The sequence below is a fragment of the Stenotrophomonas sp. STEN063 genome (assembly GCF_056854515.1).
The window spans coordinates 19,405-31,920 of record NZ_JBXFWF010000010.1; the positions used below are offsets into that span (position 1 = coordinate 19,405).

Consider the following 12,516-nt stretch of genomic DNA (forward strand, 5'->3'; position numbering starts at 1 on the left):
GCAGGGGTAGCGTGCTGGCACGTCTCATGAGCGTTACCCATGGCCAGCCTGCCGCTGGTCGGCTTGCCTACCGACAGCAAACCGATCGGGTCCCATCCGTTTCTTGTCGTTGGTGAAAAGTACGTGCGCGCGGTTGTCGACGGCGCGCAGGCCACGCCATTGCTGCTGCCATTGCTGCAACCGCCGCTGCCGGCCGAGGCTTGGTTGACCACGCTGGATGGCCTGCTGTTGACTGGCGCAACCAGCAATATCGAGCCGCACCACTACGGTGGCGGTGACAGTTGGCCAGGCAATCCGCATGATCCGGCGCGCGATGCCAATGTGTTCGGGCTGATTCCGCAGGCGCTGGCATTGGGTATGCCGATACTGGCGATCTGCCGTGGCTTCCAGGAGGTCAACGTTGCCTTTGGTGGCAGCTTGCACCCGAAAGTACATGAGGTGCCCGGGCTGGCGGATCATCGTGAAAACCCGGCGTCATCATTGGAAGTGCAATATGGGCCGGCGCATGCGCTGAATCTGAGCCCGGGTGGTTTGCTGGCAGGCATTGCCGGCGGCAACGAGGTGATGGTCAACTCGGTGCACGGGCAGGGTGTAGCCAGGCTGGGTGAAGGGCTGCAGGTCGAGGCCCGCGCGCCGGACGGGCTGATCGAGGCGTTTCGTGGCAGCGGGCCATCGTTCCTGCTCGGCCTGCAGTTCCATCCGGAGTGGCGGGTTACCGAGAATCCGTTCTATCTGGGTATTTTCAAAGCCTTCGGCGAGGCCTGTCGCCGCTATCGGTCAAACAAACAAGTTGGTTCCCCATGACGTCGCGCCCCCGCACCCGCAGCCGTAAAACCGCCATCGCCGTCCAGGAAGAAAGCCTGTTGCTGCGTTGGCTGAAGGAGCGGCACATCACCGAGGTTGAATGCCTGGTGCCGGATATCACCGGCAACGCGCGTGGCAAGATCATCCCGGCCGACAAGTTCTCGCACGATTACGGTACGCGTCTGCCCGAGGGCATTTTCGCCACCACGGTGACCGGCGATTACCCGGATGACTACTACGAGCTGACCTCGCCGGCCGACGCGGACATGATCCTGCGCCCGGACCCGGACACCGTGCGGATGGTGCCGTGGGCGACCGATCCCACCGCGCAGATCATCCACGACTGCTACACCAAGAATGGCCAGCCGCACGAGCTGGCACCGCGCAATGTGTTGCGGCGGGTACTGGCGGCCTACGAAGCGCTTGGGCTGAAGCCGGTGGTGGCGCCGGAAGTGGAGTTCTTCCTGGTGCAGAAGAACACCGACCCGGATTTCCCGCTGCTGCCGCCTGCTGGTCGCTCCGGTCGCCCGGAGACCGCGCGGCAGTCGTATTCGATCGATGCGGTCAATGAATTCGATCCCATCCTCGACCTGATGTACGACTACTGCGATGCGATGAAGCTGGACGTGGACACCTTGATCCACGAATCCGGCGCCGCGCAGCTGGAGGTCAATTTCACCCATTCCGACGCGATGTCGCTGGCCGACCAGGTATTCCTGTTCAAGCGCACCATGCGCGAGGCGGCGCTGCGTCACGGCATCTATGCGACCTTCCTGGCCAAGCCGATGGAGACCGAGCCCGGCAGCGCCATGCACATCCACCAGAGCCTGGTGCGCATCGCCGATGGCCGCAATGTGTTTGCCGGCCACGCCGAAGGCGAGTACAGCGAGACCTTCGACAATTACCTGGCTGGCCTGCAGAAGTACGTGCCGGCGGCGATGGGCTTCTTCGCCCCGAACGTGAACTCCTATCGCCGGCTGGTATTTGGCGAGGTATCGCCGAGCAATGTGGAGTGGGGTTTCGACAACCGCACCTGCGGCCTGCGTGTGCCCATGGACAGCCTGGAGAACAACCGCGTGGAGAGCCGCTTTGCCGGCTCCGACGCCAATCCCTACCTGGCGATGGCGGCGACGCTGGCCTGTGGCCTGTTGGGCATCCGCGAAAAGCTGACGCCGACCACCCCGATCAGCGGCAACGCCAAGGAGCTGGGCTACGAACTGCCGCGCTCGCTGGGCGAGTCACTGGATGCGCTGGAGGGCTGCGAAGCCCTGCAGGAGCTCTTGGGACGACGTTTTTGCCGCGCCTACGTCTCGGTCAAGCGCAAGGAATACGAGACCTTCTTCCGCGTGATCAGCTCCTGGGAGCGCGAGTTCCTGCTGCTGAATGTTTGATCGCGAGGCTTGCCGCCCTCCCTTTCGCGCAGCGAAGGGGAGGGTTGGGGAGGGGTAAGCTTTGCTCTGGCTGTTCTTGCAGTGGCTTCGCGGCTCGCGCCGCTCCCACAAGCCTTACACCCATTTTCTACACACAAAACCGCCGCAGATGGGACAATATGCCCACTTCCCGGCTTGGCCGGTCCCCCATACCGCTCCCGGATCACACTGGAGAACCCATGAATCTGCGCATTCTGACCGTTGGTGTCGCCATTTCCCTGCTTGCTGCCTGCGGCGGCAAGGAAACTGGCGGCAAGCCCGCTGAAGGCGGCGAGGCCAAGGTCCTCAATGTCTATAACTATTCGGATTACATCGCCGAAGACACCATCCCGAACTTCGAGAAGTCGACCGGTATCAAGGTCACCTACGACGTGTTCGACAGCGATGAAATGGTCGAGACCAAGTTGCTGACCGGCGACAGCGGCTACGACATCGTGGTGCCGACGCTGAATTTCTTCGGCCGCCAGATCCAGGCCGGCGTGTTCCTGCCGCTGGACAAGAGCAAGATCCCGAACCTGGCCAACCTCGACCCGGCGGTGATGCAGCGTATCGCTGGCCAGGACCCGGGCAACCAGTACGGCGTGCCCTACATGATGGGCAGCACCGGCATCGGTTACAACGTGGCCAAGCTGAAAGAGCGTTTCGGCGGCAGCGCCGACATCGCCAACAGTTGGGACCTGGTGTTCAAGCCGGAAAACATCGCCAAGATGAAGGACTGCGGCGTGACCCTGCTGGACACCCCGGCCGACATGATCCCGGTGGCCCTGCATTACCTGGGCGAAGACCCGCATAGCGCCGACCCGGCCGTGCTGCAGAAGGCAGCGGACCTGCTCAAGTCGATCCGTCCGTACGTGCAGAACTTCCACTCCTCGCAGTACGTCGGTTCGCTGGCCAATGGCAGCACCTGCCTGGTGGTCGGCTGGTCGGGCGACATCATCCAGGCCCGTGACCGCGCCGAAGAGGCCAAGAACGGCGTGGAAGTTGCCTACTCCATCCCGAAGGAAGGCGCGCCGCAGTGGTTCGACATGCTGGCCATCCCCAAGGATGCCAAGCATCCGGGCAACGCCTATGCCTTCATCAACTACCTGCTGGAGCCCGAGGTAGCGGCCAAGAACACCAACGTGACCCACTACGCCAACCCGGTGAAGTCGGCGACCTCGCTGGTCGATCCGGCCATCCGCGACGACAAGACCATCTACCCGGCCGAAGACGTGGCCGCCAAGATGTTCACCTATGCGATTAACAGCCCGGAGACGGACAAGCTGTACACCCGCCTGTGGACCGAGATCAAGACCGGTCGTTGATTTGAGGCCGGTTTAGCGTCTGAATCTTTGCAACGCCTCCCTCTCGCAGGGAGGCGTTGTTGTTTGTGGCGTTCGCGGAGTAACGGTTGCCGGCAGAGATGATGAAGCCGGCGCTTGGCCCCCTCCCTTTGGCGCAGCCAAGGGGAGGGCTGGGGAGGGGTAAGCTTTTGGCCTTCAGGCATTGCCAGCTTCGCGGCTGACGCCGCTCCCACAGCTGACCTGCCGAGCATGGCTCGGCACTACATGGGTGTTTGCAGGCTGCGGGGCTTGTCTCCCTCCCTTTGGCGCAGCCAAGGGGAGGGTTGGGGAGGGGTAAGCCCTTGGCGCGCCTTCACGCACTGTGAGCTTCGCGGCTCACGCCGCTCCTACAGGTCGTGCAGCTTCAATTGGACCCCAACCGCCACAGCCAGCGGTGTCGCCCACAAAATCAGGGGGCTACACTACGCGCGTTTGTTCATCTGCCTGCTTCCGGAGCCCTACATGCCCGTTGACGCCAAGCCAGAGGCCATCGCCTTGAACAGCGAGCCCGGCTACCTGTCCATCCGTGATCTGCGCAAGGAATTCGATGGCTTCGTCGCCGTCGACGACGTCAACCTGGACGTGCGCAAGGGCGAGATCTTTGCCCTGCTGGGCGGTTCGGGCAGCGGCAAGTCCACCCTGCTGCGCTGTCTGGCCGGCTTTGAAACCCCGACCAAGGGCACGATCCTGCTCGACGGTCAGCCGATTACCGCGCTGCCGCCCTACGAGCGGCCGATCAACATGATGTTCCAGTCCTATGCGCTGTTCCCGCACATGACGGTGGAGCAGAACATCGCCTTCGGCCTCAAGCAGGACGGCATGGCCAAGGACGCCATCGCCCGCCGCGTCGGCGAGATGCTGGAGCTGGTGCAGCTGCAGAAGCTGGGCAAGCGCAAGCCGCACCAGCTGTCCGGCGGCCAGCAGCAGCGTGTAGCGCTGGCGCGTTCGCTGGCCAAGAGCCCCAAGCTGCTGTTGCTGGACGAGCCGATGGGCGCGCTGGACAAGAAGCTGCGCTCGAAGATGCAGCTGGAGCTGGTCAACATCATCGAGCAGCTCGGCGTGACCTGCGTGATGGTCACCCACGACCAGGAAGAAGCCATGACCATGGCCACCCGCATCGCGGTGATGGACCAGGGCTGGATCCAGCAGATCGGCAAGCCGGACGACATCTACGAGCAACCGGCCAACCGCTTCGTCGCCAGCTTCATCGGCTCGGTGAATTCCTTCGAAGGCGTGATCGACGAGGATCTGCCCGAATACGTCACCGTGCGTACCGCCGACTTCCCGGCGCCGATCTACGTCGGCCACGGCATCACTGGTTACGAAGGCCAGCCGGTGGCGTTTGCGCTGCGTCCGGAGAAGGTGCATATCGCCAAGGAAGAGCCCGAGGGCGACACCAACAAGGCCTTCGGCGTGGTCGAGGACATCGCCTATTTCGGCAGTCACTCGGTCTACCACGTGCGCCTGCCCAGTGGTGCCAAGATCCTGTCCAACTTCGCCAACATGAAGCGTTGGGATAGCGACGGCATCACCTGGAACGACGAAGTCTGGGTGTCCTGGGACGACAACGACGGCGTGGTGCTGACCTCATGAGCGCGACCAGTCCACTCACCAGCGGTTGGCGGCGGTGGCTGCCGGGTGCACGCGCGGGTGTGATCGGCGTGCCGTACCTGTGGCTGTTGCTGTTCTTCGCGATCCCGTTCCTGATCGTGTTGAAGATCTCCTTCGCCAAGATGGCGGTGGCGATGCCGCCGTACACCTCCATCGTGGAATACGTGGACAATGCGTTCACGGTCAATCTCAACCTGGGCAACTACACCGCGCTGTTCACCGACAGCCAGTACGTGGTGGCCTACCTGAGCTCGATCAAGATCGCGGTGATCTCCACACTGCTGACCTTGCTGATCGGCTACCCGATGGCCTACGTGATCTCGCGCATGTCGCCGTCGGCGCGCAACATCGCGATGATGCTGGTGGTGCTGCCGTCGTGGACCTCGTTCCTGATCCGCGTCTATGCCTGGATCGGCATCCTCGACAGCAATGGGCTGATCAACCGCACGCTGATGAGCATTGGTTTGATCGACGAGCCGCTGCGCATCCTCTACACCCCGGCGGCGGCGTATATCGGCATCGTCTACTGCTACCTGCCGTTCATGGTGCTGCCGCTGTACGCCAACCTGGTAAAGCTCGACCACCGTCTGCTGGAAGCTGCCTATGACCTCGGCGCCAAGCCCTGGCAGGCCTTCCTGCGCATTACCTTGCCGCTGTCGCGTAGCGGCATCATCGCTGGCTGCATGCTGGTGATGATCCCGGCGGTGGGTGAATTCGTGATCCCGGAAATGCTCGGTGGCCCGGATACCTTGATGATCGGCCGCGTGCTGTGGGGCGAGTTCTTCAACAACCGTGACTGGCCGCTGGCCTCGGCGGTGGCGATCGTGATGCTGATCCTGCTGCTGATCCCCATCATCATCTTCAACCGTTCGCAGCAGCGTGAGCTGGAAGGGAAGCTGGCATGAGCATGACCCGGCGTAGTTCCTGGTTGGGTTGGAGCATCCTGTTGCTCGGCTTTGCGTTCCTGTACCTGCCGATCCTGTTGTTGATGGTGTACTCGTTCAACTCTTCGCGGCTGGCGACGGTGTGGGCCGGCTTCTCGACGCAGTGGTACGGCGAGTTGTTCCGTGATCGACAGCTGCTGCAGGCGGCGTGGATCAGCATCAAGATCGCGTTCTGGACGGCGAGTGCATCGATGGTGATCGGCACCATGGCGGCGATGGCGATGACCCGCTTCAAGCGTTTTCCCAGCAAGACTGTGTTCGGTGCATTGGTGACCGCGCCACTGGTGATGCCGGAAGTGATCATCGGCCTGTCGATCCTGTTAATGCTGGTGTCGATGGGCGGCCTGTTCGGCCTGCCATCAAAGGGCGTTGTGGCGATCTGGATCGCGCATGTGACCTTCACCATTTCCTTCGTCACGGTGGTGGTGTCTTCGCGCCTGCAGGAGCTGGACCGCTCGCTGGAAGAAGCGGCGATGGACCTGGGTGCGAACCGGCTCAAGGTGTTCTTCCTGATCACCTTGCCGATCATCGCCCCGGCGCTGCTGTCCGGCTGGCTGCTGGCTTTCACCTTGTCGCTGGACGACGTGGTGATCGCCAGCTTCGTCGCCGGGCCCAGCTCGACCACGTTGCCGATGAAGATCTTTGCCTCGGTGCGCATGGGCGTGAGCCCGAAGATCAACGCCCTGGCCACGCTGATGGTGCTGGCGGTATCGACGGTCGCGGTGCTGGGTTGGTGGATCTCGGCCCGTGCCGACAAGCGACGCCAGCGCGACATGCAGCTGGCGCTGCAGGAAAACGGCTGAACAGCCCTGTAGTGCCGAGCCATGCTCGGCAAGGGTTTCACCAGCAATGCCCATGTAGTGCCGAGCCATGCTCGGCAAGAGGCTTTCCCGGCAAACCATCACCAATGTTGAAGCGGCGTCAGCCGCGAAGCCGTTGAGCGGTCAGATCGCACTCATGCTGGTGATTTCATTGCTGCCAGCTTCGCGGCTGACGCCGCTCCTACAATGATGGGAGCGGCTGATGGATCCTTGGTAAAGCCCCTGCCGAGCATGGCTCGGCACTACAGGGCCGCTTGGGATTTACCTGCGCGCAACATTCGCGGCGCTACCATCCCTGCATTCGTTGAATGCAGGTGAGTCCATGGCGTCGTATCAGACTATCAATCCCTTCAATGGCGAGATCGTGCGCACGGTTGAGCTGCTGACTGCCGCTGGCATCGAGCAGCGACTGGCCGCAGCTGAATCGGCGTTTCCACAATGGTCGGCATTGTCACTGGAGCAGCGTGGTGACCATCTGCGCAAGGTTGCTGCAGGCCTGCGTGAGCGCCGCGACGAGATCCAGCGCACGATGACCGCCGAAATGGGCAAGCTGCGCCGCGAAGCCTTGGCCGAGATCGAGAAGAGCGCCGCCGGTTGCGAGTACTACGCCGACCACGCCGCCGATTACCTGAAGCCGCAGCCGATCCCCACCGAAGCCCAGCGCAGCTACGTCATCTACCAGCCCATCGGTTGCGTGATGGCGGTGATGCCCTGGAATTTCCCGATCTGGCAGGTGATCCGCTTCCTCGCGCCGGGCTTGATGGCCGGCAATGTCGCCCTGCTCAAACACGCCAGCAATGTGCCCGGCTGTGCGGACCTGCTGCGCGAGGTGGTTGCCGCGGCCGGTATTCCGGAGGGGGTGTTCGATGTACTGCATATCGACAACGATCAGGCCGCCGAGGTGCTGCGTGATCGTCGTATCAAGGCGGTCACCCTGACCGGCAGCGAGCGTGCAGGGCGGTCGATTGCGGCGAACGCGGGCGACCAGCTGAAGAAGTGCGTGATGGAGCTGGGCGGAAGTGATGCCTTCGTGGTGCTGGATGACGCCGATCTGGATCTGGCGGCGGCTGCAGCGGTGCGCTCGCGCTTCGACAACGCCGGGCAGACCTGCATTGCTGCCAAGCGCTTCATCCTGCTTGACTCCATTGCTGATGCTTTCGTGCAGCGCTACATCGAGGGCGCGCAGGCGCGCGTGTACGGCGATCCGCAGGACGAGGACAGCACCCTCGCGCCAATGGCGCGCGCTGACCTGCGCGACGAGCTGCACAAGCAGGTGCGCGCCAGCGTGGACAAGGGCGCGAAAGTGTTGCTGGGCGGTTCGCCGGTAGCTGGCAGCAACGCAGGCTACCAGGCCACGATCCTGGATAACGTTGGGCCCGGCATGCCGGCGTATGACCAGGAGTTGTTCGGGCCAGTGGCAGCGATCATCCGGGTCAAGGACGAGGCCGAGGCCGTGCGTGTCGCCAATGACACCAGCTTTGGCCTGGGTGGCAGTGTCTGGACCCGCGATGTACTGCGCGGCGAGAACGTCGCGGTGCAACTGCAATGCGGCGCGGCCTTCGTCAATTCAGTGGTGAAGAGTGATGCGCGGCTGCCGTTTGGCGGGACCAAGCGCTCGGGCTTTGGGCGTGAGCTGGCGGGACCGGGTATTCATGAATTCATGAACATCAAGACGGTCTATGTGGCCTGACGCCGAGCTTGTAGGAGCGGCGTGAGCCGCGAAGCTGGCAATCCATGCGCGCCCACGAAAACCAGCAACTGTAGTGAAGCGGATTGCAGGCTCTTGAAGTGTTTTGCGCATTGGTGGCTTCGCGGCTTATGCCGCTCCCACATGGCCTGCTGGTAAAGCCCCAGCCGAGCATGGCTCGGCACTACGGATGTAGCTCCCTCCCTTTCGCGCAGCGAAGGGGAGGGTTAGGGAGGGGTAGGCTCTGTCGCCTCTGATGCTGAGGTGGCTTCGCGGCTTACCCCGCTCCCACAAAACGGGCAGCCGCTCTCATCACCCAAATGGCTGGTCGATGGACTTGCTCTGCGGCGTCATCAGCGCCGCGCCATCTTCGGTGACGTAGAGGATGTCTTCCAGGCGCACGCCGAAGCGGTCCGGAATGTAGATGCCGGGTTCGTCGCTGAAGGTCATGCCCGGTTCCAGCAGGTGGGTGTTGCCGCGCACCAGGTAATCCCATTCGTGCATGTCCAGGCCGATGCCGTGCCCAAGACGATGGCTGAAATAGCGGTAGTCCGGGCCGTAGCCGGAATCGCTGATCACCTTGCGTGCCGCGGCATCCACATCGCCCATCGCCACGCCCGGACGTGCGGTGTTCAATGCCGCCGTCTGTGCCTTCAACACGATGTCGAATACCTTGCGGATCTCGTCATCGGGCTGGCCCAGCACTACGGTACGGGTGATGTCGCTGGTATAGCCACCGGCGCGGCAACCGCCATCGAAGATGATCGGTGTGCCTTCGACCAGATGCTGCGGTTTGTCCGAGCCGTGCGGGGAGGCGGTGTATTTGCCGATGTTGACGCTGGCATCGCCCTGCAAGCCGGTACGCGCGTAGGCCATGGCCAGCAGGCCGGCGATGTCCTGCTCGGTCATGCCTGGCTTCAAGGCCTTCCACACCGCCTCGTACACGGCCAGCGTGGCTTCATTGGCCAGCTTCATCAATGCCAGCTCGGCAGCGCTCTTGACCCGGCGGCAGCCCGATACCACCGGCCATGCCGGTACCACCTTGGCCTGCGGCAGGGCGTCGGCAATGCCTTTGGCGCGGAAGTAGGGCACGGCTTCTTCCATGCCCAAGGTGCCGGTGGCATGGCCCATGTCACGCAGCACCTTGGCGACCAGGGCGTAGGGGTCCTCATCTTCCTGCCAGCCGCGTACGTCGTTGCCGAGCTTGATCTGCTCCAGCGTGCGCATCCGTTCGAACTCCGGTGTCACGTAGACCGGCTCGCCCCTGCGCGGAATGATTACGCCGGTGAGGCGCTCGCTGTCCCACCAGCGCATGCCGGTGAAATAGGTCAGCGAGCTGCCAGCGCCGATGAACACGGCATCGATGCCGTGTTCGGCCATCAGTCGCTGGGCCTTGGCCACGCGTGCGATGCGCTCGTCGTTGCCGATCGGTACCACCTGCGCAGCGACCGATTTCAGGGCGTGCATGGATTCGGGCAGGGCGTTGTCGGAGTCGGCCGCAGTCTGTGCAGACGCGATCTGCGACAGGGGGAGTGCGGCGGCGCCGGCGATCAAGGTGTTGCGCAGGAAGCTGCGACGGGCGGGATTGGCGTGGTCGTGCTGCATGGTTGCTCTCTGGAAAGACAGGGTAGCTGGTCAAAGCCAGCCGGAACGTTTGAACAGGCGGTACAGCACCACGCAGATCACGCCGACGCCGAGCATCAGCAGCGGATAGGCGAAGCGCCCAGCCAGCTCCGGCATGTGTGCGAAGTTCATGCCGTACCAGCTGGTGACCAGGGTTGGCGCGGCCAACAGCGCTGCCCAGGCACCGAGTTGCTTGACTGTCTCGCCCTGTGCCAACGTCACCAGAGAGAGGTTGACGCTCAGTGCGGTGCCCAGCATTTCGCGCAAGGTATCGATGGCGTCGTTGACGCGGGCAGCGTGGTCCTGCACATCGCGCAGATAAAGCCGGACTTCCTCGTTGATCAACTGCGCCTGGTTGCGTTGCAGCTGCGCCAAGGCATCCTGCAGTGGCGCCACCGCCAGTCGCATCTTGTTGAGCTCGCGCTTGAGTTCGTACAGACGGATCACCGTGCGCCGCTCATAGGTGTCGGCGAAGATGTTTTTCTCCAGCAGGTCCAGGGTGTCGCGGAAGCTGTCGGTGATCGGCAGGTAGTGGTCGACTACCGCATCCAGCACCGAGTACAGGCAGAACGAGGGGCCCATCGCCAGCAGTTCGGGTTCCTGTTCCAGCCGCGCGCGCACCGGCGCATACGACAGCGAGGCGCCGTGGCGCACCGTCACCAGGAAGCGCGGGCCGAGGAAGGCATGGGTTTCGCCGTAACGGATACGCTCATCCACGACCTGCGCGGTGTGCACCACCACGAACAAGGAATTGCCGTAGGTTTCGATCTTGGGCCGCTGGTGCGCCTTGCGGGTGTCTTCGATTGCCAGCGGGTGCAGGTCGAATTCTTCCTGCACCTTGTCCAGGATGGCGTCGCTGGGTTCGTACAGGCCAACCCAGACGAAGCCCTTGGCATCATCGGCGAGCACGTCGCTGATGCTGTCCAGATCGAGCGGGCGCTGTGTGCCGTCGGCACCGTACCAGGTGCAATTGATCACGCAGGCCGGGTTGGCCTGGACGGGAGTTGGAGTGATGCCGGTAGTCATCCCGGCATCGTGCCTCAGCTGGCCGTTGACGCCAAGCTGCGGCGCCCCAGGATCAGCGCCAGCGTGATGTGGATGGGCAGCAGCAGCACGATCCACTGCATGTTGAACTGCGCCTGCAGCGACAGCCAATGCAGCGGCAACGCCAGCAGCGCAATGCCGGTCATCAGCCACAGGACGACGCGGAACCAGGTGCGCGGTTGGCGCCCGCGCAGCAGGCTCCATGCGCCGGGAAGCAACAGCAATGCCAGCGGACTGAGCAGCAACAGGTTGCGGTTGGCCCACGCGGCCTGATGCTCACTGAAGCCCCACAGGAAGGTCAGCAGGCCACCGGCGACGCCACAGAACAGCCAGAACGGCAGCGCGAATCCGCCGATCAAGCGCGGCTTGCAGCGTGCGGCGTACAGCGCGGCGGCAACGACGAGGCCGGCCAGCAGCCACGGCCACCAGGAGCGCTGCTTTTCCTTTGGCTCGGGTGGCAGGCGCTGCGGCAGCAATTCCTGTTCGGCCTGTACCAGCGGCCGGCCTTCACTATTGCGTACTTCGCGCAGACTGTCGGCCAGACGCATGGGTACGAAGGCTTCCTGCCAGCGCGACAGCGGTTGGTCGGCATTCGGGCCCAGCCCGATGTCAAAGCCCAGCCACATCCACGGCGAAGGCGAGGCCAGTCGCACCGATTCGCTGCGGTAGCTATTGCCACGCGAGCGACCGGCCAGCTGCGATTGCAGGGCGCCGCCCATGGCCTGGTCCAGGCTGTCGCGCACCATGGTGGCGCAGTTGGCGGTGAAGTAGTCGTAGCGGTAGCGCGCGTTCTCGGGCTTGGCGCGTTCGGCCAGTGCATCAGCCAGCGCCTGTGCCTGTGCCGGCGGCAGATCCAGCCACTGGATGTTCGCGCCGCGGCCGACGCTCTCGTACTGCGCCAGATCCTGCTCCAGCGGCAGGGCGACCAGGTAATACATCATCTTGCCGCGCACGAAGTTGCCGATGAAATCCGGTTCGGACGGGTCAAAGAAGCCAAAGTTGTACGACGTTGCCTGCCCGCTTGCCGGGTCCAACACCACCAGTGCGTCATGGCCGAAGCGTTCGAAGAACACTTCGCCGGGCAGCATGGTCACCACGCCGATGCGCGGTGCCGGGTGTGTGTTGGCTTCGCTGGCTTGGTTGGCGACCGGTTGAGCGCTGCTGGCCATCGCGGCCAGCAGCAGGAACAACGACGCAAACGCGGACAGCAGCCGCGGCAGGCGCAGGGTG

Annotated in this window: 10 protein-coding genes; 7 read left to right on the forward strand and 3 right to left on the reverse strand. The window is 63.5% G+C overall.

Annotation, left to right across the window (positions count from 1 at the left end; genetic code table 11):
- Positions 1-39 precede the first annotated feature (39 nt).
- The 7 genes from AC1VWL_RS04425 (at position 40) to AC1VWL_RS04455 (ending at position 8,622) form a co-directional block, all read left to right on the forward strand.
- Positions 40-804 (forward strand): gamma-glutamyl-gamma-aminobutyrate hydrolase family protein, encoded by a 765-nt coding sequence (locus AC1VWL_RS04425; protein WP_482985901.1) that lies wholly within the window; start codon positions 40-42, stop codon positions 802-804.
- The gene (locus AC1VWL_RS04430; protein WP_482985902.1) at positions 801-2,195 is read left to right on the forward strand and encodes a glutamine synthetase family protein; all 1,395 of its coding nucleotides are present in this window, start codon (positions 801-803) and stop codon (positions 2,193-2,195) included. Before AC1VWL_RS04425 ends, AC1VWL_RS04430 begins: the two co-directional genes overlap by 4 nt.
- A 218-nt stretch (positions 2,196-2,413) precedes the next feature.
- Positions 2,414-3,538: a polyamine ABC transporter substrate-binding protein gene (locus AC1VWL_RS04435; protein ID WP_296253197.1), complete on the forward strand. Its 1,125-nt coding sequence runs from the start codon at positions 2,414-2,416 to the stop codon at positions 3,536-3,538.
- A gap of 480 nt (positions 3,539-4,018) precedes the next feature.
- A complete protein-coding gene (locus AC1VWL_RS04440; RefSeq protein WP_296253177.1) occupies positions 4,019-5,149 on the forward strand; it encodes an ABC transporter ATP-binding protein in 1,131 nt (376 codons plus the stop codon).
- Positions 5,146-6,072, forward strand: coding sequence for an ABC transporter permease subunit (locus AC1VWL_RS04445; RefSeq protein ID WP_482985903.1), 927 nt, complete (start codon positions 5,146-5,148; stop codon positions 6,070-6,072). The genes AC1VWL_RS04440 and AC1VWL_RS04445 overlap by 4 nt, the downstream gene beginning before the upstream one ends.
- Entirely contained in the window at positions 6,069-6,914 is an 846-nt protein-coding gene (locus AC1VWL_RS04450) for an ABC transporter permease subunit (protein WP_282272471.1), read from the forward strand. The genes AC1VWL_RS04445 and AC1VWL_RS04450 overlap by 4 nt, the downstream gene beginning before the upstream one ends.
- Positions 6,915-7,254: 340 nt before the next feature.
- Entirely contained in the window at positions 7,255-8,622 is a 1,368-nt protein-coding gene (locus tag AC1VWL_RS04455) for an NAD-dependent succinate-semialdehyde dehydrogenase (protein WP_482985904.1), read from the forward strand.
- Positions 8,623-8,931: 309 nt separating this feature from the next.
- On the opposite strand, the gene AC1VWL_RS04460 is transcribed toward AC1VWL_RS04455, so the two are convergent.
- From AC1VWL_RS04460 to AC1VWL_RS04470, 3 genes are read right to left on the reverse strand one after another with little or no spacing between them, the layout of a single operon-like run.
- Entirely contained in the window at positions 8,932-10,224 is a 1,293-nt protein-coding gene (locus AC1VWL_RS04460; RefSeq protein WP_482985905.1) for a M24 family metallopeptidase, read from the reverse strand.
- 30 nt (positions 10,225-10,254) lie between these two features.
- A complete protein-coding gene (locus AC1VWL_RS04465; RefSeq protein WP_482985906.1) occupies positions 10,255-11,268 on the reverse strand; it encodes a magnesium and cobalt transport protein CorA in 1,014 nt (337 codons plus the stop codon).
- A gap of 14 nt (positions 11,269-11,282) precedes the next feature.
- Positions 11,283-12,512, reverse strand: coding sequence for a lipoprotein N-acyltransferase Lnb domain-containing protein (locus AC1VWL_RS04470; protein WP_482985926.1), 1,230 nt, complete (start codon positions 12,510-12,512; stop codon positions 11,283-11,285).
- Positions 12,513-12,516: the final 4 nt, after the last annotated feature.